Raw genomic sequence first — 26,175 nt, 5'->3', positions numbered from 1 at the left:
TCAACCACCGCTCAGACCAACGCCGCGCGACCCGCGCCGAGCTCGCGGGACAGCTGCCGGGCGACCTCGCGCACCTTCACCGCCAGCTCCGGGGAGCGCTCCGGGTCCAGCACCCGTTCCACCGGACCGACCACGCCGATGGCGCCCACCAGGCCGGCCCGGTCGAACACCGGCGCGGCGATTCCGGCGTCGCCCAGCGCGCACTCCTGGTTCTCGACGGCGTAGCCGAGGTTGCCCACCTCGGCCAGCTGGCCGGACACCGCCGCCCTGTCGACCAGGCTGTGCCCGGTCAGCGGCGGCAGCTCGCCGTCCAGCAGCTCCATCCGCAGGCCGGCCGGGGCGAACGCCACCATCGCCTTGCCCAGCGCGCAGGTGTGCCAGGGCAGGCTGGCCCCGACGTCCAGGATCTGCACCGCGCCGGCCGGGCGGAAGGCGTGGTGCACCACCAGCACCCGCGAGCCGGTCAGCACGCCCACCCAGACCGCCTCGTCGGCCCGCATGGCGAGCAGGTCGGCCCAGGTCAGCGAGCGCATGCGCAGCTCGTGGGTCTCCAGGAAGGCGTTGCCCAGGGTGAGCACGCCGGGGCCGAGCGCGTACCGGCCGGTGCGCCGGTCCTTCATCACCAGGCCCTCGCCCTCCAGCGTGCGGAGCAGGGCGTGCACGGTGGGTTTGGCCACGCCGAGCCGTTCGGCCAGCTCGGCCAGGCCCAGTCGGGGGCCGCCCTCGGCCAGGTGGCCGAGCAGCCGCGCGGCGCGCTGCACGGACTGAACCACCGTCGACCTCGTTTCAGAATTGCCGAATGCTGTTCAGCCATGAAACCATACCGGCATGTCCAGCGATACGGTCGAACCGGCTGAACCTGTCGGGATCGTACTCGTGTCCCACAGCGCCGAACTGGCTTCCGGACTGCGCGACCTACTCGGCCAACTGGGCGTGGCGGCCGATGCGGTGGCCGTGGCCGGTGGCACCGAGGACGGCGGGCTCGGCACCAGCTACGACCTGATCGACGCCGCCATTCGCCGGGTGGACCGGGGATCGGGCGTGGCTGTCCTGCCCGACCTGGGCAGTTCGGTGCTCACCGCGCGCGCCGTGCTGGCCGAACGCAACCGCCCCGACCTGGTGCTCGTGGACGCCCCCTTCGTGGAAGGCGCGGTGGCCGCCGCCGTCCTGGCCGCCACCGGCGCACCCCTCGCCGCGGTAATCACCGCCGCCGAACAAGCCCGCGAAGCCCGCAAGTTCTGACCGTCAATTCCGACGCCGCGCGGCTGGGCGGGCGTCGGTATACGGGTGCGGGTTTAAAGATCAGCTTGGACGGGCGGGCTGGGGCTTCTTGTGGGCTTGAGTGCCGCCTGTCGCGATGCGAGTGCGGAGCGTAGCTGCGGCCGGTGGGGTTGGGGGCGGCTTCAGCGAGCGACACGCTCGACGCCCCCAGCCGGCCTGCGCGACCAGGCGATGCTCACTCTGAGTCACCGAGGCGCGACGGGTGGGGCAGATGTGACTGCGGGTCGGCGGCTACGTTCACCGAGTGCTGGGTGGGTCCGGTCCAACCGCGCCGTCGACCGGACTGAGCCAGCGCTCGGTGACGAGCGGCGGGCGGCACCCCAACCAGCCAGAAACCCAAGCCGGCCCGTCCAAGCCGATCGTTAAACCCGCACCCGACACCCTCAGCCCGCGGAAGTCACCGGGAGGGCGGACTCGGCGGGTTCGGGGAAGTGGCAGGCGGCCCGGTGGTTGGCCGGTGATCCGTCCACCTCGAGCAGCTGGGGTTCCTCCTGGGCGCAGATGTCCTGGGCCTTCCAGCAACGGGTGCGGAACCGGCAGCCGGACGGCGGGTCCAGCGGACTGGGCACCTCACCGGTGAGCACGATGCGCTGCCGGCGGCGCTCCACGAGAGGGTCCGGCACCGGCGCGGCGGACAGCAGTGCCTGGGTGTACGGGTGGCGCGCGCCGGCGTAGATCTCCGCCCGGGTGCCGGTCTCCACGATCTTGCCCAGGTACATCACCGCGACCCGGTCCGAGATGTGCCGGACCACCGACAGGTTGTGGGCGATGAACAGGTATGCCACGCCCAGCCGCTCGCGCAGGGAGGCCAGCAGGTTGATCACGCCGGCCTGCACCGACACGTCCAGCGCGGACACCGGCTCGTCCAGCACCACCAGCCGGGGGCGCAGGGCCAGGGCGCGCGCGATGCCGATCCGCTGGCGCTGCCCGCCGGAGAACTCGTGCGGGTAGCGGTTGCGGTGCTCCGGGTTGAGCCCGACCAGCTCCAGCAGCTCGTCCACCTTGTACTGCACGTCGTCCAGCTGGCGGTGGATCTCGAACGGCTCGGCGACGATGTCGTTCACCGTCCAGCGCGGGTTCAGCGAGGCGTACGGGTCCTGGAAGACGATCTGCAGGTCGCGGCGCAGCGAGCGCATCCGGGCCGGGTCGGCGGTGGTCAGCTCCTCGCCGGCGAACACCACCGAGCCGGACGTCGGCTCGTGCAGCCGCAGGATGCACCGGCCCACCGTGGACTTCCCGCAGCCGGACTCGCCCACCAGCCCGAGCGTCTCGCCCGGCCGCAGGTCCAGCGACACCCCGGCCACCGCCCGCACCTGGCCGACGGTGCGCGGGATGATCCCCCCGCCCCGCACCGGGAAGTCCTTCACCAGGTCCCGCACCACCAGCAGGGGTTGGGTGGAAAAGTTACTCACCGGGCCGCTCCTCCCCCTCCGCCAGCGCGGCCGGCTCCAGCTCCGACCAGCGCAGGCAGCGCACCCAGTGGTCGATGTCGATCTCCACCAGCTCCGGCTCCGCCTCGGTGCAGCGGTCCTGGGCCAGCGGGCAGCGCGGGCCGAACGAGCAGCCGGGCGGCAGCCGCAGCGGCGACGGCGGGGATCCGGGGATGGGCACCAGCGGCCGGCCCACCTGCTCGGGGTGCGGCACCGAGCCGAGCAGCCCGGCGGTGTAGGGCATGCGCGGCTCGGCGAACAGGTCGCGCACCGCGGCCGACTCGACCAGCGTGCCGCCGTACATCACCTGCACCCGGTCGGCCACCCCGGCCACCACGCCCAGGTCGTGGGTGATCAGCATGATCGACGCGCCGGTGTCGGCCGAGATCCCGGTCAGCGTCTCCAGGATCTGCGCCTGCACGGTGACGTCCAGCGCGGTGGTCGGTTCGTCGGCGATGATCAGCTCCGGGTCGTTGATGATCGCCATCGCGATCATCGCGCGCTGCCGCATGCCGCCGGAGAACTCGTGCGGGTACTGCTTGGCCCGCCGCCTCGGTTCCGGGATGCCCACCCGGGCCAGCGCGTCCACCGCCTCGGCCCAGCCGACCCGGGTGTGCGCGTCATGATGCGCGCAGTACGCCTCGGCCAGCTGCCAGCCGACCGGGTAGACCGGGCTCAGCGAGGTCATCGGGTCCTGGAAGATCATCGAGACCCGGTTCCCGCGCAGCTCGCGCAGGTCCTTGGCCTCCGCGCCGACCAGCTCGGAGCCGGCCAGCTTGATCGAACCGGCCAGGCTCGCGTTGCGTGGCAGCAGTCCCATGATCGCCGACGCGGTGACCGACTTGCCGCAGCCGGACTCGCCGACCACGCCGAGCACCTCCCCGGCGCGCAGCCCGAACGACACCCCGCGCACCGCGCGCACCGTGCCGTCCTCGGTGCCGAACGACACCTCGAGGTCCTTCACTTCGAGGAGATCCTCGGTCATGCCCGGACCCTCCGTTGCCTCGGGTCGAAGGCGTCCCGCAGGCCGTCCCCCATGAAGTTCACCGACAGCGAGATCAGCACGATGAACACGAACGGGAACCAGAACAACCAGGGCAGCGTGGCCAGCTCGTTCTTGTTCTCGTTGATCAGCAGCCCCAGCGAGGCCTCCGGCCGGTGCACACCCAGGTTCACGAAGGACAGCGCCGACTCCAGCAGCACCGCCTGGGCCACGGTCACCGTGGCATTCACGATGATCACGTCCACCGTGTTGGGCAGGATGTGCCGGAACACGATCCTCGGCGTGGACGCCCCGAGCGCCCGGGCCGCCTCCACGAACTCCTTCTCCCGCAGCGACAGCACCATCCCGCGCATGGTCCGCGCGACCGGGAACCACGAGGTGAACAGCGCGATGATCAGCGCCACGGTGAGCCAGTTGCTGGCGTTCTGCGCCGACGGCGCCAGGGTGAACGTGTTGCGCGCCAGCACAGCGGTGATCACCAGCGGCGGGATGCACAGCAGCAGGTCAATCATGCGGCTCACCGTGGCGTCCACCCAGCCGCGCAGGTAACCGGCCAGCGCGCCGAGCAGCACCCCCATCCCGGTCGCCACCACCGCCACGACCAGCGCGATCTGCAGCGAGAAGCGGGTACCGGAGATCACCGAGGCCAGCATGTCCCGGCCGATCCGGTCGGTGCCGAACGGGTGCTCGGCGCTGGGTGGCAGCTTGCCGCCGCCCTGCCCCGCGTCCAGCGAGGCGGTCCACACCAGCGGCCCGGCGAACGCGAACAGCAGCAGCAGGGCGAACACCACCATGCCGGCCAGCGCGGCGCGGTGCCGGACGAACCGGCGCAGGATGGTCCGCCACTGCGCCCGGGCCTGCACCTCGAACGCGACGCCGGCCACCGTCGGAGTAGCGGTTGTGTCAACCAAGGCGGATCCTCGGGTCCAGGTAGGCGTACACGACGTCCGCGACCAGGTTGAACGCGATAATCACGATGGCGGTCACCATCATCCAGCCCTGCACCATCCAGGGCTCCTTCTTGGTGATCGCGTCCACGATCAGCTGCCCCATGCCGCGCCAGCCGAACACCGTCTCGGTGATCACCGCGCCGCCGATGAGGATGCCCAGGTTCAGTGCGAACACGGTGAGCACCGGGATCAGCCCGTTGCGCAGCGCGTGCCGCACCACCACCCGGGCCGGGGTCAGCCCCTTCGCGCGGGCGGTGCGCACGTAGTCGGCGTTCAGCACGTCCAGCATGGACGCCCGCTGGAACCGGCTGTACAGCGCAAACTGGATCGCCACCAACGACAGCACCGGCAACAGGAACGCGCCGGTGTAGGAGTAGATCGCCGAGAAGAAGCCGCCGGAGAACCCGCCGTCCGGTGGCCCCGAGGTGACGATCCACCGGTCCAGGCCGGCGCTCTCCAGCCAGTTGTTCAGCTGGATGCCGCCGAACTTGAGGATCACCGCGACGCAGAACAGCGGCATGGAGAACATGAAGAACGCCAGGCCGGTGGCCGTGTAGTCGAACGGTGAGTACTGCCGCACCGCGCCGGCCACCCCGATGGCCATGCCGATCAGCAGGGCCAGCACCTCGGCCGCCACCACCAGCCGCAGCGTGACCCCCAGCGCCCGGCCGATCTCCGAGCGCACGTCCTCGGTCCCGCTGCCCGGGGTGATCGTGGTGCCCCAGTCACCGGTGACGAACCCGCCGGCCCAGTCCAGGTAGCGCTCGGGGGCCGACCGGTTCCACCCGATCCGCTCGTACTGGGCGGAGATCTCCTCCGGGGTCCGGGGCTGGAGCATCTTCCACTCGCCTAGCGGGTCACCCATCGCCGTGGTCAGCGCGAACGTCAACACCGAGGCCACGATCAGCAGCGGGACCGCGATCAACACCCGCCGGATCACGTACCGGAGCACGAGCTTGTGCCTCCCCCGTCAGCCGGTTCTCTGCCAGGCGAACGCGTTCCACAACGGCCCGCCGGTACTCAGGTAGCTGACCGGCTGAATGTTACGTTGCGCGGCCGAGAAGTCGATCAGCTGGAACAGCGGGAGGCTGTGCATATCCCGCGACATCAGCTGATCGGCCTCGTTGAAGGTGGCCAGCCGGGTGGGGAAGTCCAGCTCGGTGTTCGCCCGGGCCAGCAGCTCGTCCACCTTGGCGTTCGAGTAGTCGTTGTAGTTGGCCACCCCGCCCTTGGCCTTGCTGGTGTAGTTGGGCGTGAGCGTCGACTTCACCGGCGTGCCCACCCAGGCGAACAGCGCCGCGTCGAACTCACCGGCCGGCAGCATCTGGTCGTTGAACGCCTCCTGCCCGGCATCGGTGATCTCGATGCCGGCCGGCCGGCAGCTGCCGGCCATCAGCTGCACCGTCTGGTTGCGCCGGTCCACCAGCTTGTGCCCGATCCGGAAGCTGGCCCGCTGGCCGTTGCGGGCAAGCACCCCGTCCGGCCCCGGCGCCCAGCCGGCGTCGGTGAGCAGCTTGCGGGCCTGGTCGGCGTTGCCGGCGCCCACGCCGGCGTAGTGGTCCTGGTAGCCGGGCTCGTTCGGGTTGATCAGGAAGTTGCCCAGCGGCCTGGCGTTCGGGTCGACCCCCTTGACCAGCTTGTCCACGATGTCCTGCCGGTTGACGCAGGCGGCCACCGCCTTGCGCAGCTCGGGGTGGTCCCGGAACAGCGGCCGGGCCATGTTGAAGTCCAGGTGCTCGTAGGTCTGCCCGCCGCGCGCGTAGAGGCGAAACTCGCCGGAGGCGCGCAGCTGCTCGGACACCGTGGGGTCGGCCTGCAACCCGGTGACGTCGACCTCCTTGTTCTGGATCTGCTGCACGGCCGCCTGCGCGTCCCGCACCGCGGTGGTCGTGATCTTGCTCGGGCCGCCCGGGTTGCCCCACCAGCGCTCGTTGCGCACCAGCACGATGCGCTGGTTGCGCACCGCGCTCTCGATCCGGTACGGCCCGGCGGACAGCCCGACCGACGGGTCGAAGTCGCTCCAGCCCTGGGTGAAGAACTGCCCGGCCCGGCGCGCCTCCGGGGTGTCCTTGTCGACCGGCACCTTGGTGATGTCCGGGATCCCGGTGCGCTGCTCCAGCATGTGCGCGGGCAGCAGCTGCCCGCCGGCCAGCCAGGCCGCCGACCACAGGCCCCGGTAGTCCGCGAACGGCGTGCCGAAGGTGACGGTGACCGTCTTGCCGTCCGGCGAGCAGTCGAACTTGGAGATCTGGTTGTAGCCGTGCGGCGCGGAGTCGAACGCCCTGGTCGGGCTGACCGCCGCCAGGTAGAGCAGGTACATGTCCTTGCAGCCGACCGGGGCGCCGTCCGACCAGACCGCCTCCGGCCGCCACTTGTACTCCACGACCTGCGGGTTCGCCGACTTGACGGTGATCGACTCCATGTAGTCACGGTCGATCTTGAGGTTCAGGTCGCTGTCCAGGAAGTACGGCGAGGGCGCCCACATCGGCTTGAAGTAGTCGTTGGCCAGGCTGTTGGCCGCGCCGGTGTTGTTGTTGTAGTCCTGGAAGCTCTCCTCGACGGTGACCTTGACCTCGCCGATGTCGGCCACCTTGGGCCGGTTGTACGGCTGGTCCACCGCGCCGATCGCGCCGGGCGCCAGGTTCTGCTCCCGGCCGACGTCGTCCCCGGCCTCATTTGTGCCCGCGGAGCAGGCGGCCAGCGCCAGGGCGGCAACCACCCCGAGCGCCCCGACCGCGGTCCGTGCGCGTACCCCCATCGCTGCCCCCTCCGCAACGGCATTTCGCTATTGGCGGACCCTACTGGGTGATAACACGATCCACTACTGGATGCTGGGCTGCCAGCGGCCGGCGGTGCCCAGCGGGCCGATGGTGAGCGGGCCGGGGCTCGCCCCGCCGGTCAGCTCGTCCCCCCTCGGCACGGTGACCAGCGTGGTCACCGGCTGGAACAGCGGGATGGCCGGCAGCTGCGCCCACAGGGTGGCTTCCACCCCGCCGGCCGCCTGCTCCGGCGAGAGCGCGCCACCGACCAGCGCGTCCAACGTCGGCTGCAGGCTGAGCAGGCAGAACCCGGTGGAGTTGCGGGCCGGCGTGGCCACGCCCGCCATTCCCGGCGGGCAGCCGTAGTTGGACACCGCCGAGGTCGCCAGATCGGCGCCGAGGCCCCTCGGCATCACCTGCAGGTCCACCACCACGCCGGCCGGGGCGGGCGCGGCGGCGCCGGAAGAAGGCGTCCCGGACTGTGCCGCGCCGGAGCTGGACGGGGCCGGCGTGGCCACCGGTGCCCCCGGTTGCGCCCCGGCGCCCGGTGCGGCGGCGCCGGGGGCGCCGGGTACCGGCGTGGGATGCACCGGCTGACCGGACGGCGGGATGGGCGCCGCCTTCGGCGCCACCGAGCTGCTGGCCACCCGGCTCATCCCGGGCGACGGCGGACCGGACGGCGCGGCGGACTCGGAAGGCGCGGCGGACGCGCTGGTCGGCGAGGTCGGCACCACGGTCGGGTCGGCCAGCAGCGCGGAGCCGTTGGCGGTGACCGCGCGCGCCTGTACCCCGGCCGCGTCCAGCTGCCGGACGGCTTCCTCGGCGATCTGGGAGAACCTCGGCCGGTCGGCCGGCGCCCCGACCGTGATGGTCAGCGGTTGGCCCTGGCGGTTCCACCGGCCCTGGGCGTCGCGGGTGTAGCCGGCCGCGTTCAGCAGGTGGGTGGCCAGCACCGGGTCCGGCCGGGTCGGCGCGCCGGCGGGCACGGTCGGGTGGTAGCCGCGCTCCGAAGGAGCGAGCAGCTGGGCGTCCGCCCGCACCCCGCCCAGCCCGTTGGCCGTGCCGATCTTGATCAAGGTATCCCGGTTCAGCAGTGCGCCGACCGCCTGACGGACCCGCTGGTCGGCGAGCACCCCGGAGTCGGCGCGCATGCCCAGCTGCACCACGATCGGCTGGGCCACCGGCTGGAGCTTCGCCGGCTGGCCGAGCTGGGCCAGCGCCGCCTGCGTGTCCGGGTCCAGCCAGACCTGCGCGAGCGGCATGTCCGTCCCGCGCAGCCCGTCGGCCAGCGCGTTCGCGTCCACCCGGCGCAGCAGCAGGCTGTCCACCACGGCCGGGGTGCTCCAGTAGTGGTCGTTGCGGGCCAGCACCAGCTGCCCGCGCGCCCGGTCCACCGCGCTCAGCACGAACGGGCCGCCGGACGACGGGATGCTCTCCGCCAGCGCGGTCGCCCAGCTGCGCGGCGCGTCCTTGAGCAGGTGCGCGGGCAGCAGGTTGTCGAACAGCGTCTGCCACTGCGGGTACGGCTGGGCGAACACCACGTCCACCGCCTTGCCGCCGGCCCGCGAGCGCACCTCGGTGATCATCCGGTAGCCGGCGTTGTTCACCACGCCCGGCTCGGAGCGCATGCGCTGCCACAGGTAGACGAAGTCCTCGGCGGCGATCGGCGCATTGTCCGACCACGCGGCGGCGAGGTTGATCTCGTAACTGACCATGAACGGCGCCGTGGAGGCCACCTTCACACTGCTCACCACGGTGGTGTCCAGCTGCCGCGAGCCGTCCGGGCCCGGCCGGAACACCGAGGGCAGCACCAGCGAGGCCACCCCGGTGGACACCGGCGAGATGTCGGACGCCAGGTGCGGGTTGAACCCGGTACCCAGGTCGTCGACCCCGACCAGGATCCGTTTGCCCTGCTCAGGAGTGGCCGGCATGGGTAGCGGCGGCGGCGCGGGAGCCGCCGGAACGGCCTCCGGCGGGAGCTCGTTGCTACACGCCGCGAGCAGACTCAGCACGGCGACCAGAAGTGCACCGACCGCACCGACCCCAGCCCGTCGCACAAACACCTCCTCCTACACCCCCGACCCGCTGGCATCCTCCCAAACGCACCGGGACACCCCGCATCCGCCCGGCGACGGGCGGACTAGGTGGGCTGACGGCGGGTCTCAGCGGGCGGCGGCCTTGGAGCGGGCGCGGGCGCGCGCCCGCAGGTGCGGGTCGAGCTCGACCTTGCGCACCCGGATGGCGCTGGGCGTGATCTCCACGCACTCGTCCGGCGCACAGAACTCCAGCGCCTGCTCCAGCGAGAGGATCACCGGCGGGGTGAGCCGCTCCAGCTCCTCACCGGTGGAGCTGCGCACGTTGGTGAGCTTCTTCTCCCGGCAGATGTTGATCTCGAGGTCGTCGCCCCGGGTGTGCTCGCCGACCACCATGCCGCTGTACACCTGGGTACCCGGCGCGACGAACATGGTGCCCCGGTCGGCCAGCTGCATGCAGGCGTAGGTGGTCACCGGGCCGGTGCGGTCGGCGACCAGCGAACCCGAGCGGCGGGTGCGCAGCTCACCCACCCACGGCCGGTATCCGTCGAAGACGTGGGCGGCGATGCCGGCCCCGCGAGTCACGGTGAGGAACTCGGTGCGGAAGCCGATCAGGCCCCGCGACGGCACCGCGTAGTCCACCCGCACCCGGGTCTCGCCGTGCGTCATCTGGATCAGCTCGCCCTTGCGCGCGGCCAGCAGCTGGGTAATCGCGCCGAGGTGCTCGGTGGGCACGTCCACGGACAGCCGCTCGTACGGCTCGTGCAGCTTGCCGTCGATGGTCCGGGTGACCACTTCCGGCTTGCCCACGGTCAGCTCGAAACCCTCCCGGCGCATCTGCTCCACCAGGATGGCCAGCGCCAGCTCGCCCCGGCCCTGCACCTCCCAGGCGTCCGGCCGCTCGGTGGGCAGCACCCGCAGGCTCACGTTGCCGACCAGCTCGCTGTCCAGCCGGTTGCGCACCAGGCGGGCGGTGAGCTTGGTGCCGGACACCTCGTCCCGGCCGGCCAGCGGCGAGGTGTTGATGCCGACGGTGACCGAGATGGCCGGCTCGTCCACCTCGATGCGGGGCAGCGCGCGCGGGTCCTCCGGGTCGGCCAGCGTGTCGCCGATCATCAGCTCGGGGATGCCGGCGACCGCGACGATGTCCCCGGCCTCGGCGTCGTCCGCCGGCACCCGCTCCAGCGCCTGGGTGCGCAGCAGCTCGGTGATCTTCACGCTCTGCACCGAGCCGTCCGCGCGGCACCAGGCCACCGTCTGGCCCCGGCGCAGCCGCCCGGCGCGGATCCGGCACAGCCCGATCCGGCCCAGGTACGTGGTCGCGTCCAGGTTGGTGACGTGCGCCTGCAGCGGGGCGTCCGGGTCGTCGGCGGGCGGCGGCACCGCCTCGGCGAGCACCTCCATGAGCGCGGTGAGGTCGTCCGCCTCCGGCACGGTGCCGTCGACCGGGCGGATCCGGGACGCCTTGCCGGCCCGGGCGCTGGCGTAGACCACCGGCAGGTCCAGCAGGTTCGTCGTCACGTCCTCGCCGAGCTGGAGCTCGTCGGCCAGCTCGAGCAGCAGCTCCAGCGACTCGTTGACGACCTCCTCGCAGCGGGCGTCCGCGCGGTCGGTCTTGTTCACCACCAGCACCACCGGCAGGTGCGCCGACAGCGCCTTGCGCAGCACGAACCGGGTCTGCGGCAGCGGCCCCTCACTGGCGTCCACCAGCAGCAGCACGCCGTCCACCATGGAAAGCCCGCGCTCCACCTCGCCGCCGAAGTCGGCGTGGCCGGGGGTGTCGATGACGTTCACCATCAGTTCACGCCAGCGCACCGCGGTGTTCTTGGCCAGGATGGTGATGCCCTTCTCCCGCTCGAGATCACCGGAGTCCATCACCCGGTCCAGCGGCTCGGCGCGGTCGCCGAACGCCCCGGACTGGCGCAGCATCGCGTCCACCAGCGTGGTCTTTCCGTGGTCGACGTGCGCAACGATGGCCACGTTGCGCAGGTCGGTGCGGACGGCCGTGTGCGGACGGTCCGGAGCCTGAGTAGGCACGCGTGTACTCCTGGTCGGTCAAAGAGGCGGTATGCCCAGGATACCTGGCCCCCCGCGACAGATCCGCCCGCCGTGTCGCACCCCACCTCGGCCTCGCCCAGGGTGATCGCCGTCTCTGGTGGTTCAGCGTCGAATTTCGACGCTAATCCGCCACGGACGGCGATCACTCTTGGGGCAGCGGTCAGCCGGTGAGCAGGTCGGCCAGGTCGGGGAGGAGCACGCGGTCCGCGTCCAGCCAGTCGAGGCCCGGCAGCTCGGGGGCCGACACCCAGCGCAGCGCGGCGTGCTCCACCGGACGCGGTTCCGGCGAGTCGGCGAGCAGCGCGGCGGCGTACACCCGCAGCAGGTATCCGGCGTGCAGCGGCAGGTCCGGCCCGATCCGGTGGGTCACCCGGACCAGCGCCCCGAGCTCCTCGGCGCACTCCCGGCGCAGCGCGGCCGGCTCGGACTCACCCGGTTCCACCCGGCCGCCGGGCAGCTCCCAGCGCCCGGCCACCTCGGGTGGCTCGGACCGGAGCTGCGCCAGCAGCCGCCCCTCCCGCACGATCGCCGCCCCGACCACGACCACGTCCTCACTCGACACCGCAGATCCCATCAGAAACGTCCGCCACGCGGACCACTATTACCGCAACGCGCTCGCGGCGCCCGGGGGCAGGGTCACCACGCCTCGCGCGGGCCGGCCACCGGCCACGGGTCCTCGGCCGCCGCACGCGCCCAGGCCGGCGGCTCACCGGCCGGCCAGCGCACCTCGACCCGCGCGCCACCGGCCGGGCTGGTGGTCATGCGCACCGTGCCGGAGCGGCCGGTCACCAGGGCCGCGACCAGCGCCAGGCCCAGCCCGGCCCCGCCGCTCACCCCGCCCCGGCCGGCCTCCAGCCGGGTGAACCGGTCGAACACCCGGCGCCGGTCCTCGGGCGGCACGCCCGGCCCGTCGTCGTCCACCAGCAGCCGCACCGCCCGCCCGGCCGGCAGCACCGAGATCCGCACCTTGGCGCTGGCGTACCGGCGCGCGTTGGCCAGCAGGTTGTCCAGGACCAACGCCACCTCACCGGGCGAGGCGGCGGCCCAGACCGGGTCGGGCGTGACCAGTTCGATCTCCGGCGGCACCCCGTCCACCGGCGCCGTGCCCAGGCAGTCCACGGTCACCTCGGCCCGGCCGATGGCCTTGTCCGCCTCCTCCAGCAGGTCCACCGAGCTGGCCGGCGGGCGCGCGCCGGCGTCCGCCCTGGCCAGCGCGAGCAGGTCGGATACCAGCTCGGACAGCCGGGCCGCCTCGGTGGCCACCGAGCGCAGTGTCTCCTCCACCAGCTCCGGGTCGGGGTGCAGCACCGCCACCTCGGCCTGCGCGCGAATGGCCGCCACCGGCGAGCGCAGCTCGTGCGCGGCGTCCCCGGTGAAGCGCTCCAGCCGGGCCGACGCGTTGTCCCGCCGGGCCAGCAGCTCGTTCAGCTCCACCGCCAGCGCCCGCAGCTCGTCCTTCGGGGTGGGCACCGGCAGGCGTTCCCCCGGCGGCAGGCTGACCGCCGCCGAACGCATCCGGTCCACCGGGCGCAGGGCGAGCCCGGCCGCCGTCCACGCGGCCAGCGTCACCCCGACGGCGGCGAGCAGCGCGGCGAACCACAGCCCGATGGCCCCCCGGCGCAGTACCGAGGGGTAACCGACCAGGTCGGCGCTGGCCAGGATCAGCCGGTGCGAGCCGTCCGGCGCCACCACCGCGACGCCCAGCCAACGGGTCGGGCCGTCCGGCCCGTGCTCGGTGACCGCGTTGCTCTCGGTCAGCCGGTGCAGCAGGTTCGAGTCGAGGCCCAGCGGCGGGCCGTCGTCCAGCGCCCGGCCCTGGGTGTCGGTCACCCGGACCACGATCTGCCCGGAGATGCCGTCCACCGCGTCGGGCATCACCGAGTCCTCGGGGACCCCTTCGGTCAACCGGCCGGTCGCGGCGGCGGCGGCCTTGGCCAGCTCGACGTCCACCCCGCCGGCGATGGTGATCCCGATCAGCTGGGCGGCCACCCAGGCCAGCGCGCCGAGGGCGAGCACCGCGACACCGCCGACCGCCAGGGTGATCCGCACCCGCAGGCTGCGGCGGCTCCACCAACCGGTGAGCACCGCCGGCGGATTCACCCCGTGGCCCCGACCCGATACCCGTGGCCACGCACCGTGCGCAACAGGTGCCCCGCGCCCACCGCCTGCAGCTTGCGCCGCAGGTAGCCGACGTAGACCTCCACCGCGTTGCGGCTGGCGGCGTCCTCGCCGCCCCAGGCCATGCGCAGCAGCTCGTCCTTGCTGAGAACCGTGTCCGGCCGGCTGGCCAGCGCGTAGAGCACGGAGAACTCGCGGGGGGACAGCTCCACCTGCCGGCCGCCCCAGGCCACCTGCTTGGTCGCCGGGTCCACCATCAGCTCGCCCAGCCGCAGCCGCCGGCCCGGCTGGCCGCGCTCCGCCTCCCGGCGCCGCAGCAGCGCGCGCACCTGGGCCACCAGCACCATGAAGGAGAACGGTTTGACCAGGTAGCCGTCCGCGCCGAGGTCCAGCCCGTCGGCCTGGTCCACCTCGCCGTCCTTGGCCGAGAGTAGCAACACGGGCGTGTCGACGCCCTCGGCCCGCAGCTGCTCGAGCACCCGGTAACCGGAGAGCCCGGGAATGATGATGTCCAACAGGATCAGGTCGAAGCTGCCGGTCAGTGCGGCGCGCAACGCGGTCGGGCCGTCCGCCGCCGTCACCACGTCCAGACCCTCGGCGGTCAACCCCCGTCCGAGGGCGGTCCGCACGCCGACCTCGTCATCCACCACCAGTACTCTTGGCACGTCAGGGACGCTACGCGGATATCCTGTGGCTGAGATTTGGGCTTCTCAGCTTGTTCTCAGTTTCTCAGCTTACGACTTCCGCACCAGCCCGTGACCAAGCCGCCCGGGTGCGGCAGCATGCCCCCATGGCTGATCTATTGGAAGAAGCCGCCGTCACCGCCGGCCTGGAAGATCTCCCCGGGTGGTCACGCGACTCGAACGCCATCGTGCTCGACGCCGCGCTGCGGGACTTCCCGGCCGCGATCGCCGTGGTCAACCAGGTTGCCGAGGTGGCCGAGCGGGAGGGTCACCACCCGGACATCGACATCCGCTGGCGCACCCTCACCTTCCGTTGCTCCACTCACTCGGCCGGCGGCATCACCGCCCTGGACCTGCGGATGGCCGGGTTGATCTCCGAAGTGCTCGGCAAGGCCGCCGAAGACTGAGAGCCGCTAAGAGCGTCCGGGTCGGCGCGCTGGTCCAGGCGCAGTCCGCGACCTCGCACGGTGACCACCACCGGCACCTGGCCGCCCGCCGCCGCGAGCCGGGCGCGCAGGGTTCGCGCGTAGGCGTCCAGGGTGCTGGTCGGCCCACGCCAGCGGGGGTCCCACACGTCGGCGATCAGCTCGTCCCGGGACACCGTGCGGCCGGGCTGCTCGGCCAACCGGGCCAGCAGGTCGTACTCCTTGGCCCGCAGCGACAGCTCCCGGCCGGCCACGGTCACCCGCCGGGCCACCGGGTCCAGCACCAGGTCACCCAGCTCCACCGGCGGGGTGCCGGGTGCAGCCGCCGGGCGGCGGCGCAGGTGCGCGCCCACCCGGGCCAGCAGCCGGCGCAACGGCACCGGGGTGGCCAGGAAGTCGTCCGCGCCGGCGTCCAGCCCGAGCACCACGTCCAGGGTCTCGGCCCGCACCGACAGCACGATCAGCACCGCGTCCGGGGCCTGCGCGCGCAGCCGCCGGCAGAGCTCGATCCCGCTCTCCCCGGGCTGCCCGAGGTCCAGCAGCACCAGGTCGAACCGGGTACGTGCGGCCTGGGCGAGCGCCGCCGGGCCGGTGCGCCGCCACATCACGCGGTGGCCGGCGCCGGTCAGGCTGGTGGCCAGGATGCTGCCGATGGTCTCGTCCCGCTCCACCACCAGCAGCTGGGCTCCCATGCCACCGACGCTAGGAACGGCTTCCTTATCCCCAGGCCAGCGCCGGTTAGGCGACGGCAAAATGCTCCAACCGGAGGACGTTTTACCGGCAGCTAACCTGATCCAGCCGAGCCGGTAACCGCACCGTTCATAGCTTCGGGGCATGCGCCTGAACCGCCCCGCCTCCTCGGCCGCCCTGCTGGCCAGCGCCATCGCGCTGACCGTGGCCGCGCTGGCCACCGCCTGCTCGGCCCCGACCCCGACCGTGCCCGGCGGCGGCGGGCCGACGGCGCCGGCGGCGCCGCCCGGCACCCCGGGCGCCGGCCCGCCCGCCGCGCTGGCCAACTGCACCAAGCAGGCCTCCGACCCGGCCGGCGCCCGGCAGGCGCTGGGCAGCGCGCTGCCCGGTGACCGCATCTGCCTGACCGGCAACGTGTCCGGCGAACGGCTGATGCTGCGCAACTCCGGCACCCCGGACCGGCCGATCACCATCCTGGGCGGCGGCCGGGCGATCAGCTCGGGGATCAGCATCGAGGCGAGCAACGTCGTGGTGGACGGCTTGGCGCTGCAGAAGCCGGAGGCCCCCGGCGCGTCGCTGAACGGCACCAACATCCGGTTCACCAACAACACGATCCGCTCGCCGAGGGACAACGACGGCGACGGCATCCGCTTCTGGGGCCGGGACCTGGTGATCGAGCGGAACACCATCTCCGACACCGTCGGCCAGGACAAGCGGCACGCGGACTGCATGCAGACCTTCGCCACCGACGAGAAACGCCCGCCCAGCCAGAACGTGCGCATCGAGGCCAACCGGTGCGAGGACATCGACAACATCTGCCTGATCGCCGAGGGCCCGGACAGCTCGGCCGGGGACGGCATCGGCGAGGGCAACTCGGAGAAGCTGATCTTCCGCAACAACTACTGCGAGAACCGGGCCGGCCAGGCCATCTACCTCGACGACTTCGAGGAAGCGCAGATCATCGGCAACGAGATCGCCGGCACGATCAAGAAGGCCTTCGCCCTCAAGAACGACTCCACGGGCGCGGTAATCCGAGGCAACAAACTGAACCCGTCCATCGGCTACGAGGTCGGCATGGACGACTCCTCGCAGGAGGCCTACCAGGGCCCCGAACCCGGCGGCGCCCCCTAACCCATATCGCGGGCACCACCAGGCGGTGTCGCGGATTCCGCCAGGCGTGAATCCGCGACACCGCCTGGGTTAACCCGCGATATGGGGTGGCGGAACCAGCGATATGTCGAGGCGCTATCTCCGGATGGTCAGGCCGACCCGTTGGAACTCCTTGAGGTCGGAGTAGCCGGTTTTGGCCATGGCGCGGCGGAGGGCGCCGAACAGGTTGACCGAGCCGTCGGGCCAGTCGGCCGGGCCGAAGAGGACCGTGTCCAAGTTGTGGCCGGCGGGTTCCAGGCCGATCAGCTCGCTGCGGGGCAGCGAGGGGTGCGCGGCGGCCGGCGTCCAGTAGAGGCCGGAGGCCGGGGCGTCGTCCGCGTCGGCCAGCTGCTCGCCGAGCATCACCGCGTCCGCCCCGCAGGCGATCGCCTTGGCGATGTCCCCGGAGCAGGTGATGCCGCCGTCCGCGATCACGTGCACGTACCGCCCGCCGGTCTCGTCCAGGTAGTCGCGGCGCGCGGCGGCGGCGTCGACGATCGCGGTGGCCATCGGCACCCCGATGCCCAACACCGCGTCGGTGGTGGTGGCCAGGGACTGCCCGTAGCCCACCAGCACGCCGGCCGCGCCGGTGCGCATCAGGTGCATCGCGGTGCGGTAGTCGCCGACCCCGCCGGCCACCACCGGCACGTCCAGGTCGTTGATGAACTGCTTGAGGTTCAGCGGCTCCCGCTCGCTGGCCGACACGTGTTCGGCCGAGATGATGGTGCCCTGCACGAACAGGATCTCCACGCCGGCCGCGAGCAGCGCCGGGGTGAGCTCGCGGGCGCGCTGCGGGCTGACCCGGGCGGCCACGGTGACCCCGGCCTCGCGCACCGGGCGCAGCGCCTCGGCCAGCAGGTCGTCCCGGATCGGCGCGGTGTGCAGCCGCTGCAACAACCGCACCGCACCGGGCACGTCCTCCTTGGCCACCGCGTCCACCAGCTGGGCCAGCGCCGACTCCGGGTCGGCGTGCCGGCCCCACAGCCCCTCGGCGTTCAGCACCCCGAGGCCGCCCAGCTGGCCGATGCGGATGGCGCTGGCCGGGGACACGATCGCATCCGTCGGGTGGGTCACCAGCGGGATCTCGAACCGGTAGGCGTCCAGCTGCCACGCGGTGGACACCTCCTGCGAGGTGCGGGTGCGCCGCGACGGCACGATCTCGATGTCCTGCAGGTCGTAGGCCCGCCGGGCGCTACGCCCCATCCCGATCTCTACTAGGTCACGCACGCCGGCAAGCGTATGCGAGCATGCCCAACCGACTGAACCAGCCTGCTGAAGTGACTGAATCAGCGAGGGTCAGCGGGTTACGTAGTTCGGCGCTTCCACGGTCATCGTGATGTCGTGGGGGTGGCTTTCCTTGAGGCCGGCGGGGGTGATGCGGACCAGTTGGGCCTGCTGGAGGTCGGGGATGGTGGCCGCGCCGGTATAGCCCATGCCGGAGCGCAGGCCGCCCAGCAGCTGGTGCATCACCTGGCTGAGCGGGCCGCGGAACGGCACCCGCCCCTCGATGCCCTCCGGCACCAGCTTGTCCTCGCTGAGCACGTCGTCCTGGGCGTAGCGGTCCCGGGAGAAGGACTTGCCGCCGGTGTCGTTCCCGCGCGAACGCATCGCGCCCAGCGAACCCATGCCCCGATAGGTCTTGAACTGCTTGCCGCCGACCAGGATCAGCTCGCCGGGCGCCTCGGCGGTGCCGGCCAGCAGGCTGCCAAGCATCACCGAGCTAGCCCCGGCGGCGATCGCCTTGGCGATGTCCCCGGAGTACTGGATGCCACCGTCGCCGATCACCGGCACACCGGCCGGCGCGCAGGCCAGGGAGGCCTCGTAGATCGCGGTGATCTGCGGCGCGCCCACCCCGGCCACCACGCGGGTGGTGCAGATGGAGCCCGGTCCGACGCCCACCTTGACGCCGTCCGCGCCGGCATCCACCAGCGCCTGCGCGCCCTCCCGCGTGGCCACGTTCCCGCCGACCACGTCCACCCCGTCGCCGGTCTCCTTGGCCAGCCGGGCGACCATCTCGACCACGCGGCGGGAGTGGCCGTGCGCGGTGTCCACCATGATCACGTCGACGCCGGCCTCGGTCAGCAGCATCGCCCGCTCCACCGCGTCCTCGCCGACGCCGACGGCCGCGCCGACCAGCAGCCGGCCGTCCGGGTCCTTGGTGGCCAGCGGGTACTGCTCGGTCTTCACGAAGTCCTTGACGGTGATCAGCCCGCGCAGGATTCCCGCGCCGTCCACGATCGGGAGCTTCTCGATCTTGTGCCGGCGGAGCAGGCCGAGCGCCGCCTCGGCGGTCACCCCGACCTGGGCGGTGACCAGCGGCTGGCGGGTCATCACCTCGCTGACCTTGCGCGAGTGGTCGACCTCGAACCGCATGTCCCGGTTGGTGATGATGCCGAGCAGCGTGCCGTCCGGGTGGGTCACCGGGACGCCGGAAATCCGGTAGCGGGCGCACAGCGCGTCCACCTCCCGCAGGGTGGCGTCCGGCGCGCAGGTGACCGGGTCGGTGACCATGCCGGCCTCGGACCGCTTCACCACCTCGACCTGCGCGGCCTGCTCCTGCGGGGACTGGTTGCGGTGCAGCACGCCCATGCCGCCCTGGCGGGCCATCGAGATGGCCATCCTCGCCTCGGTCACCGTGTCCATCGCGCTGGACACCAGCGGCACCCGCAGCCGCACGTTCCGGCTCAGCTGGGTACTGGTGTCGGCGGAACTGGGCAGCAGGTCGGACTCGGACGGGAGCAGCAGCACGTCGTCGAAGGTCAGCCCCAGGCGGGCGAACTTGGACGGGAGCCCGGCGGTCGGCTCGGTGGTCAGCTCGACGGACATGCGATGATCCACCCCTCGGTCGCGGTTACCCGATCCTATCGGGGCGGCCCACACGGCCGCGCGGGCTCGGCCGGCGCCGCCGCCCCGAGGGGATCACGTCCAGGTCACGGCCGTATTTTGTTGGGTCACCGCCGCCACCGGCTCAGTCGAATGCAGGTACCGTGTTACGCGTGCCGCAGGATGCCCTTCCGCCCGACCCGTTTGCGGGCGACCCGAACGACCCCGCGCGGGCACTGGACAGCCTGCCCGAGGACGAGGCGCCCGAGCCGCTGACCGCCGAGGAGCGCGAGGAGATCGTGGAGGATCTCAGCGACCTGGCCGTCTACCAGGCGCTGCTGGAGGAACGCGGCATCCGGGGCCTGGTGGTGGACTGCGTGGACTGCGGCGAGCAGCACTTCCACGAGTGGAACCTGCTGCGGGCCAGCCTCCGCCAGCTGCTGGACGAAGGGCACATGCGCAAGCACGAGCCGGCCTTCGACCCTGACCCCAGCCACTACGTCACCTGGGACTACTGCCGCGGCTACGCCGACGCCGTGTTCAGCGTGAGCTGACTCTCAGCTTTTTCTCAGCGTTCCTGCGTCTGCTGGTCCTGCGGCGGGGGGCGGCGCTCACCGGTGCGCGGGTCGTCGCGCTGCTCACGCTGCTGCTGTTCGTGCTCGGCCGTGGTCGGCCGCACCGGACCAGTCTGCCGGGTGGTGGCCACCGGCCGGGTGGTGATCGGGCCGCCGGGCCGGTTCTCCACCCCGGGCCGGCTGGTGTTGGACGGCTTCGGTCCGCCGGCGCCCGGCGTCGGTCCGCCGCCCGGGTTCGTCCCGGAACCGGGCTTGTCGCCGGTTTCCGGACCGGGGCCCTGGCCTGGGCCGGAGCCCGGTCCGGAACCGGGGCCCTGCCCCGCGCCCGGCCCCTCGCTCGGTCCGGAGCCCGGTCCCTGGCCGGTGCCGGATCCCGGCCCCTGTCCGGGACCTGGCTGGCCGGACCGGGGATCGGCGGACGGCTCGGGTTCGGTGGTGCTCGGGTTGGGCCGGGTGGGCCGAGGCTGCTCGGCACTCCTCGGATCGGTGCTGGGCCGGGTGGACCGCACGTCCGCGCTGGGCTCGCCGGACCGGGGATCGGCAAACCGGGGATCGGCGAACCTCGGGTCGGACGACCTCGGGTCCGAGGATCTCGGGTCGGACGACGGGTCCGGCCGGCCGGACCGGGGGTCGGTCGAGTGGCCGGAGCCGGGCTCGTCGGGCCGGTTGGGCCTGGTCACCCGCACGCCGTCCTCGTCGGTCTGCGTGCTCTCGCCCTCTTCGCTCTGGTCCGTGGACTCGAGCAGGTTGGCGCTGCGCCGGCTCAGCTGGGCGCGCTCGTCGCCGTCCTTCACCTTGGCCAGCTCGGGCTCCACCTGGGCCAGCTTGGCGCGCGCCTCGGTCACCCGGCCCTCGGCCAGCGCCTGGCGCGCCTCGGTGAGCGCGGAGGTGACCTTGTACGCGGCCTCCACGGAGTTGGCGCGGTCGCCGTTGAGCACCCGGGACACGCCCCACAGCGCGTCACCCGGCTGTGCGTTCCCGGCGCCCAGTGCGATGCCGGACATGGCGAGCACCACCACGGCGGCGGCGGATGCCACCGGCATGAGCCGGCGCCTCGGCCGCGACCGGCGAGCCCCCTCGGTGATCAGCTCGGATGCCTCCTCGACCGTCACCAGGTCGGGGAAGCGCTCCGAGTCGATGTCCGCCCGCCACGCGGCCAGCAGCGCGATCAGCTGCTGGTCGTCGTGAATACCCGCGCCCAACCTCGGGTCCGTGCCCAGTCCGACCGGCCCCGCGGCGCCGGTCCCCGCGCTCCGACCGGCAACCACCAGGTCGAGCAGCTCGTCATCCGCCCGGATGGCTAACAGGTCCACCGGGTCGACCCGCGCGTCCGCCGCATCATCCGTGGAGAAGTCATAGGGAGAACCAAGCCCGACCGACTGGGAACGGCGGCCGGCGCGACCGCGGCGACTCCGCTTGCCACGTTCGTCACGCATCTACAGACCACCTCCATCAAACGATCGACGTCGCTTCGCCCGCACCCCGCTTCGGCGCGGCGAACTGTCCTGTACATCGGCGGGACACACCAACGTGTTACGCCCCGTCGAGTGACCTGGATCAATTTGATTTGCGGTTGGGCATAAAGGCGAACTCATTCCGCCATTTGGACGCACATTCGGGAATAAGGTGTCCCACTTAGCGCACCTGAGAGCACGGGGAAATACCGAACGTAATCGCGGACGGGCTACTGGCCGCCGTTACCGGAATCGGGCTCGCCGCGCCGCTGTTCGCCGCTCGGCCCCCGGTCCGCGCCGGTACCGTTTTCCGGCCGGGAACCGCCGCGCTCGCCCTCGCGCTGGTTCGAGTTGCCGCCGGAACCCGAGTCCGAACCGGACTCGCGCCGCGGGTGATCCGACTGGCCCCGGTCCGGGTGTTCCGAATTCGGCCTGGTCGTCCGCTCACCGCCGCTCGGCTGACGGTTCTCCTGGCTCGGCCGGTTGCTCGGCGCGGGCTTGGTGGTCCGGTCCTGGTGCTGCTGCTCCGGCTGCTGCTGCGTGGTCTTCGGCACTGGCTGCTGCGGGAACGGCATCGGGCCGGGGAACGGATACGGCCTGTTGCCACCCGGGAACGGCAGGCCAGGATTCGCCGGATTGGTCGGAATCTGCTCCCCACCCGGGAGCGGATAGGGCCGGGGTTCCTCCGGCCTGGTCGTCGGATGCGGCTTTTCCGGACCCGGGAACGGGTTCGGGTTGGGCATCGGGAAAGGCCGAGACCCTTCATTACCCGGATAGGGTTTCGGGTTAGGCATTTGTTCGGGGAAAGGCACCTCGTGCGAGGGCCGGGACGGATCGGACTCGCGCAGCACCGACGGGTCGTGGCTCGGGTCACTCGACTCGGAGCCGGGCCGGCCGCTCTCGCCGGACTCGCGCCGGTCGCGGTCGCGGTCCCGATCACGGTCGCGGTCCCGGCGGGCGCCGCTCTCGTCCAGGTCGACCCGCTCGCCCTCGCGGCTCTCCTCGGTGGAGTCCAGCAGGGTCTGGCTGCGCTTGCTCAGCTTCTCGCGCTGCTGCTGGTCGTGCACCTTGTCCAGGTCCGGCTGCACCTCGGCCAGCTTGGCGCGCGCCTCGGACACCCGGCCCTCGGACAGCGCCTGCTCGGCGGCGGTCAGCGCGGAGGTCACCCGGTACTGCGCCTCCACCGACTTGGCCCGGTTGCCGTCGATCACCCGGGAGACCCCCCACAGCGGGTCGCCGGGCAGCGCATTGGTCGCCCCGGCCCACACGCCGGCCATGCCGAGCAGGACCACGGCGGCGGCCGCGGTCACCGGCATCAGCCGGCGCCGGCCCCGGTTGGCGGCCCGCTGGCCGGCGACGATCGCCTCGGACGCCTCCTCGACGCTGACCAGCTCGGGGAACGGCTCCGAGTGCACGTCGGCGCGCCACGAGGCCAGCATGGCGAACAGCTGTTGGTCGTCGTTGAATCCGGCGCCCATGCCGGTGCGCGGGCCGGGCACCCTCGGTCCCCGGCCGGGCGCCATCGGCCGGACCGCGCCGCCACCGGGGCGGGGGCCGGCCTGGCCGCCGGCGGCCAGCAGGTCGAGCAGCTCCTCGTCGGCCCGGATGGCCATCATGTCCACCGGGTCGAGCCGCTCGGTGACGTCGGCGGCGTCCTCGGTGGAGAAGTCGTACGGCGAGCCGAAGCGGCCGTCTCTGCCGCCCCTGGAGGAGCGGCCACCGCGACCGAAGCGATTACTCATCACGGACCACCTCCCCTACCGGCCCTCGGTCATGGCCTTGCGCAGGCGGGCCAACGCCCGGTGCTGCGCAACCCGAACGGCACCCGGGGTGGAGCCGACCGCCTCCGCGGTCTCTTCGGCGGACAGCCCGTTCACCACCCGCAGTACCAAGATTTCACGCTGTTTCTCCGGTAGCACTTCGAGCAGGCGGCCCATCTCGCCGGCGGACTCGAAGCGCAGCGCCTGTTGCTCCGGCCCGTCGCCCACCTGTGGGCTGTCCGGTATGTCGGCCACCGGGTCGGATTTGTTACGCCCGGCCGCGCGATGCGCGTCGATCACCTTGTGCGCCGCGATGCCGTACACGAAGGCGAGGAACGGGCGGCCCTGGTCCCGGTAGCTGGGCAGCGCCGTCAGCACCGCCATACACACCTCTTGGGCCACGTCGTCGGCCGAGGCGAAGGTGCGCTCCGAGCGGCCGAGGCGGGCCCGGCAGTAGCGGACGACCAGCGGGCGAATCGTGCGCAGCACGTAGTCCACCGCGACGCGGTCGCCACGGATCGCGGCGCCGAGGTACTGGTCGAACTCGTCGTTCGAACCATCTCGCGCACTACTCGCACTACTCATCGCAGTCAGTCGTCCAGGTGTCACCGACACGGCCCCTCCTGTGCCCGGGCGAACCTACAGCGCCGTGCGCCAGGACAACCCCATTACCCCCGGGGAGCTACACGCTAGCCGGTGTGCTCGGGTTAATTCGAGCCTAATTTGATCGTAAGCACACCGAAAACCGGATGAGGCTACCAACATCACCTCATCCGGTATCCGGCACTCACGGCAAACGGCGGACGCCGAACGCAACCAACCCCCGGAACCTAGGAAACCAGGCCCCGGCGGAACCCGTGCGCGACAGCCTGCGCGCGGTCTCGCACACCGAGCTTGCGGAACAGCCGGCGGGCGTGGGTCTTGACCGTGTCCTCGGAAAGGTACAGCTCACGACCGATCTGACCGTTGCTCTTGCCCTGGCTCATCCCGCGTAGAACCTGCAGCTCACGCTCGGTCAGCTGCACACCGGGATCAGTGGGGGCACGAGGGGTCGGAACGGCGGTGCTCGCCAGCGTGTGCGCCAGCGCGGCAACCAGCTCGGGGCGCGAGGCGTCCCAACGCAGGTAGCCGCGAGCTCCCCCGGCAATGGCCGCTGCGATGCTGCCAGCGTCATCGGGGGCACCGAAGACGATGACATTGGCTTGAGGGTGCGCCGCGACGAGGCGACGGGTCGCCTCGACGCCGGTGGGCACAGCGCGCTGAGTGCCCACGAGCACGACGTCGACCGGCTGGCGGGAGTACCGCGCCAGCAGCTCGTCACCGTGCGCCACACAATCGATCCGGTGCACCCCCGGCACCGCGGACATCACGCGAGTGAGCCCCTCACGAACGCTGCGACGGTCGTCGCAGATCAGTACCGTCGTCACAGGGACTCCTTCCAAACAGCTGCTTCCTGCAGCCGGGTGACATATCTCCCCCTTATCGGCTGGCAGAGTACCCGCCTTGACACGATCAGGGCGTATTTTTGCACTCCATTCGGGAAGATTGCGGTGAGCGGCAGCTCTCGGGTGGGTGACAGGCGTCCGAATGGAGCAGTGCAGTGTCTCACACCTTGGGCACCCAGGGTGAGCGGTCCATCACGACGCGCCCTTGTGGGTCTGTTCGGACCCGAATCCGGGCCAGAATTTCAGTTGCGCGGCGGCGGTGGTCGCCCGAACGGCCCAGCCGGGTGGACCGGTTGACGTCGGCCAGCATCAGCTGAATGGGCCATTGCAGGGTGTCCAGTCGGGCGGTGTGCGCACGCTCGGCCAGTCCGGTGAGTTCATCCGCCAGCTCGGCGGTCGGGTGACCCGCGCCGGCCCGGGCAACCGCGAGCAGCAGCTCAGACTTGATCTCGTGGCGAGTGGCGCGGGCCGCCCGGGACCCGGCTACCGCTTCCTCCGCGTACTCCAGCGCCTCGGCGGGTCGCCCACGAGTGAGTGAGAGCTCGGCGCGCACCCACCGCCAGCGCACTTTCGGGCGCCAGGACGGGTGACCCCCGGCCGGGTCACGGGCGAGGTCCAGCAGCCGTTCGGCCAGGTCCGGGTCGGCCAACCCGATCGCGTCGGCGGCTAGGCCGATCAGGGCGTCGATTTTTGCCCCGGCCGCGTCCGCGGCCGGGGCCTGTGAGTGATTTGTATGGCTATAGCCATACAAATCACTCACAGGGGCCTGGCCCGCCAGGGCCAGGCCCATCCCGTCAAACCGCCGCGCGGCCCGGTGCCCGCCCAATTGGCGCAGATGGGCCGCACGGGTGACGGCGGCGTGCGCCCGGACGGCGGCCGGGGTGTCGGCTGCCCGGAGCAGGGTCGCCAGCAGCGTGGCGGCGGCGGCGTAGTCACCGCGGGCGCCGAACACCACGGCGGCTAACCACCGTTCCACCGGGGTGTCACCCGACCGGACTGTGAGCTGTGCCTCAGGCTGGTCCCCGAAGGCGGCCCGGACCGGGCATAAGCCCATGTCAACCCCTCTGCCAGCCGATTCACCCGGACAAGCTGATCGTGAGCACTGCTTAGCACCAGAGTCTTGTCAGACCCGAAACCCGAACCTAATGTGACCGTCAAATGCTTGTTCAAATCGGGCGGCGAACCTGCACTTCAGGCTCGAGCCCACGGTAGGTGTACCGGGGGTAGGAAACATGGCTGACACGCGCAGGCTGCCAGGACCCAACGCGGACATCTGGGACTGGCAGCTCAACGGCGCCTGTCGTGGTATGGACAGCGCATTCTTCTTCCACCCGGAAGGGGAACGCGGCCCGGCCAGGAGCAACCGGGAAGCCAGGGCGAAGGCCGTGTGCGGCGGCTGCGGGGTGCTGGAGGAGTGTCGCCGGCACGCGCTGCGCGTCCAGGAGCCCTACGGCATCTGGGGCGGCCTCTCGGAGTCCGAGCGCGACGGCCTGATCCGCACGCGAAAGCGGCAGCTCACCCTCCACTGAGGGGAGCTGC

General features: G+C 72.0%; 24 protein-coding genes. 5 read left to right on the top strand and 19 right to left on the bottom strand.

Going from position 1 to position 26,175, the window contains the following annotated elements:
- Positions 1-11: 11 nt before the first annotated feature.
- The gene (locus tag ABEB12_RS03820; RefSeq protein ID WP_185058977.1) at positions 12-773 is read right to left on the bottom strand and encodes an IclR family transcriptional regulator domain-containing protein; all 762 of its coding nucleotides are present in this window, start codon (positions 771-773) and stop codon (positions 12-14) included.
- Between the two features lie 55 nt (positions 774-828).
- Between ABEB12_RS03820 and dhaM the strand changes: the two genes are divergently transcribed.
- Positions 829-1,242 (top strand): dihydroxyacetone kinase phosphoryl donor subunit DhaM, encoded by a 414-nt coding sequence (gene dhaM / locus ABEB12_RS03815; protein WP_185058976.1) that lies wholly within the window; start codon positions 829-831, stop codon positions 1,240-1,242.
- Between the two features lie 422 nt (positions 1,243-1,664).
- On the opposite strand, the gene ABEB12_RS03810 is transcribed toward dhaM, so the two are convergent.
- The 10 genes from ABEB12_RS03810 to ABEB12_RS03765 all read right to left on the bottom strand — a co-directional run bounded on the left by ABEB12_RS03810 (position 1,665) and on the right by ABEB12_RS03765 (position 14,297).
- Positions 1,665-2,693, bottom strand: coding sequence for a dipeptide ABC transporter ATP-binding protein (locus ABEB12_RS03810; RefSeq protein WP_185058975.1), 1,029 nt, complete (start codon positions 2,691-2,693; stop codon positions 1,665-1,667).
- On the bottom strand, positions 2,686-3,696 hold the full coding sequence (locus tag ABEB12_RS03805; RefSeq protein ID WP_185058974.1) for an oligopeptide/dipeptide ABC transporter ATP-binding protein: 1,011 nt from the start codon (positions 3,694-3,696) through the stop codon (positions 2,686-2,688). Before ABEB12_RS03805 ends, ABEB12_RS03810 begins: the two co-directional genes overlap by 8 nt.
- Entirely contained in the window at positions 3,693-4,625 is a 933-nt protein-coding gene (locus ABEB12_RS03800) for an ABC transporter permease (RefSeq protein WP_345702511.1), read from the bottom strand. Before ABEB12_RS03800 ends, ABEB12_RS03805 begins: the two co-directional genes overlap by 4 nt.
- Entirely contained in the window at positions 4,618-5,616 is a 999-nt protein-coding gene (locus ABEB12_RS03795; protein ID WP_185058973.1) for an ABC transporter permease subunit, read from the bottom strand. Before ABEB12_RS03795 ends, ABEB12_RS03800 begins: the two co-directional genes overlap by 8 nt.
- A gap of 18 nt (positions 5,617-5,634) precedes the next feature.
- A complete protein-coding gene (locus ABEB12_RS03790) occupies positions 5,635-7,422 on the bottom strand; it encodes an ABC transporter substrate-binding protein (RefSeq protein ID WP_185058972.1) in 1,788 nt (595 codons plus the stop codon).
- 63 nt (positions 7,423-7,485) lie between these two features.
- Positions 7,486-9,480, bottom strand: a complete 1,995-nt coding sequence (locus tag ABEB12_RS03785; protein ID WP_345702510.1) for an ABC transporter substrate-binding protein — start codon at positions 9,478-9,480, stop codon at positions 7,486-7,488.
- Positions 9,481-9,585: 105 nt separating this feature from the next.
- Positions 9,586-11,493, bottom strand: coding sequence for a translational GTPase TypA (typA, locus tag ABEB12_RS03780; protein WP_185058970.1), 1,908 nt, complete (start codon positions 11,491-11,493; stop codon positions 9,586-9,588).
- A 181-nt stretch (positions 11,494-11,674) separates the two neighbouring features.
- Positions 11,675-12,061, bottom strand: a complete 387-nt coding sequence (locus ABEB12_RS03775) for a (deoxy)nucleoside triphosphate pyrophosphohydrolase (RefSeq protein ID WP_345702542.1) — start codon at positions 12,059-12,061, stop codon at positions 11,675-11,677.
- A gap of 89 nt (positions 12,062-12,150) precedes the next feature.
- Entirely contained in the window at positions 12,151-13,614 is a 1,464-nt protein-coding gene (locus ABEB12_RS03770; protein WP_345702509.1) for an ATP-binding protein, read from the bottom strand.
- Positions 13,611-14,297 (bottom strand): response regulator, encoded by a 687-nt coding sequence (locus ABEB12_RS03765; protein WP_185058968.1) that lies wholly within the window; start codon positions 14,295-14,297, stop codon positions 13,611-13,613. Before ABEB12_RS03765 ends, ABEB12_RS03770 begins: the two co-directional genes overlap by 4 nt.
- A 125-nt stretch (positions 14,298-14,422) precedes the next feature.
- Between ABEB12_RS03765 and ABEB12_RS03760 the strand changes: the two genes are divergently transcribed.
- On the top strand, positions 14,423-14,722 hold the full coding sequence (locus ABEB12_RS03760; protein WP_185058967.1) for a 4a-hydroxytetrahydrobiopterin dehydratase: 300 nt from the start codon (positions 14,423-14,425) through the stop codon (positions 14,720-14,722).
- Here the strand turns inward: ABEB12_RS03760 and ABEB12_RS03755 are convergent.
- A complete protein-coding gene (locus ABEB12_RS03755) occupies positions 14,638-15,432 on the bottom strand; it encodes a response regulator (protein WP_185058966.1) in 795 nt (264 codons plus the stop codon). The genes ABEB12_RS03760 and ABEB12_RS03755 overlap by 85 nt on opposite strands.
- Before the next feature lie 142 nt (positions 15,433-15,574).
- On the opposite strand from ABEB12_RS03755, the gene ABEB12_RS03750 reads away from it, so the two are divergent.
- Positions 15,575-16,561 (top strand): right-handed parallel beta-helix repeat-containing protein, encoded by a 987-nt coding sequence (locus tag ABEB12_RS03750; protein ID WP_185058965.1) that lies wholly within the window; start codon positions 15,575-15,577, stop codon positions 16,559-16,561.
- 114 nt (positions 16,562-16,675) lie between these two features.
- On the opposite strand, the gene ABEB12_RS03745 is transcribed toward ABEB12_RS03750, so the two are convergent.
- Both ABEB12_RS03745 and guaB read right to left on the bottom strand, forming a co-directional pair.
- On the bottom strand, positions 16,676-17,806 hold the full coding sequence (locus ABEB12_RS03745) for a GuaB3 family IMP dehydrogenase-related protein (RefSeq protein WP_185058964.1): 1,131 nt from the start codon (positions 17,804-17,806) through the stop codon (positions 16,676-16,678).
- A 69-nt stretch (positions 17,807-17,875) separates the two neighbouring features.
- A complete protein-coding gene (guaB, locus tag ABEB12_RS03740; protein ID WP_221497543.1) occupies positions 17,876-19,405 on the bottom strand; it encodes an IMP dehydrogenase in 1,530 nt (509 codons plus the stop codon).
- A gap of 161 nt (positions 19,406-19,566) precedes the next feature.
- On the opposite strand from guaB, the gene ABEB12_RS03735 reads away from it, so the two are divergent.
- The gene (locus tag ABEB12_RS03735; RefSeq protein ID WP_185058963.1) at positions 19,567-19,956 is read left to right on the top strand and encodes a DUF5319 family protein; all 390 of its coding nucleotides are present in this window, start codon (positions 19,567-19,569) and stop codon (positions 19,954-19,956) included.
- 14 nt (positions 19,957-19,970) lie between these two features.
- On the opposite strand, the gene ABEB12_RS03730 is transcribed toward ABEB12_RS03735, so the two are convergent.
- The 5 genes from ABEB12_RS03730 to ABEB12_RS03710 form a co-directional block, all read right to left on the bottom strand.
- Positions 19,971-21,413 (bottom strand): hypothetical protein, encoded by a 1,443-nt coding sequence (locus ABEB12_RS03730; RefSeq protein WP_185058962.1) that lies wholly within the window; start codon positions 21,411-21,413, stop codon positions 19,971-19,973.
- A 248-nt stretch (positions 21,414-21,661) separates the two neighbouring features.
- Positions 21,662-23,173: a hypothetical protein gene (locus tag ABEB12_RS03725; protein ID WP_185058961.1), complete on the bottom strand. Its 1,512-nt coding sequence runs from the start codon at positions 23,171-23,173 to the stop codon at positions 21,662-21,664.
- A gap of 15 nt (positions 23,174-23,188) precedes the next feature.
- Positions 23,189-23,776, bottom strand: coding sequence for an RNA polymerase sigma factor ShbA (locus ABEB12_RS03720; RefSeq protein WP_185058960.1), 588 nt, complete (start codon positions 23,774-23,776; stop codon positions 23,189-23,191).
- Positions 23,777-24,021: 245 nt separating this feature from the next.
- A complete protein-coding gene (locus ABEB12_RS03715; protein ID WP_028926878.1) occupies positions 24,022-24,618 on the bottom strand; it encodes a response regulator transcription factor in 597 nt (198 codons plus the stop codon).
- A gap of 178 nt (positions 24,619-24,796) precedes the next feature.
- Complete coding sequence (locus ABEB12_RS03710; protein ID WP_185058959.1) at positions 24,797-25,612, bottom strand: hypothetical protein; 816 nt, start codon at positions 25,610-25,612, stop codon at positions 24,797-24,799.
- Between the two features lie 256 nt (positions 25,613-25,868).
- Here ABEB12_RS03710 and ABEB12_RS03705 point away from each other — a divergent pair, with 256 nt between their 5' ends.
- Positions 25,869-26,165 carry a WhiB family transcriptional regulator gene (locus ABEB12_RS03705; RefSeq protein WP_185058958.1) on the top strand — a complete coding sequence of 99 codons (297 nt, stop codon included), beginning with the start codon at positions 25,869-25,871 and terminating at the stop codon, positions 26,163-26,165.
- Positions 26,166-26,175: the final 10 nt, after the last annotated feature.

Source organism: Actinospineispora eucalypti, assembly GCF_039543365.1.
GTDB classification, from domain to species: Bacteria; Actinomycetota; Actinomycetes; order Mycobacteriales; family Pseudonocardiaceae; genus Pseudonocardia; species Pseudonocardia eucalypti.
This window is presented reverse-complemented; position numbering and strand designations above follow the sequence as displayed.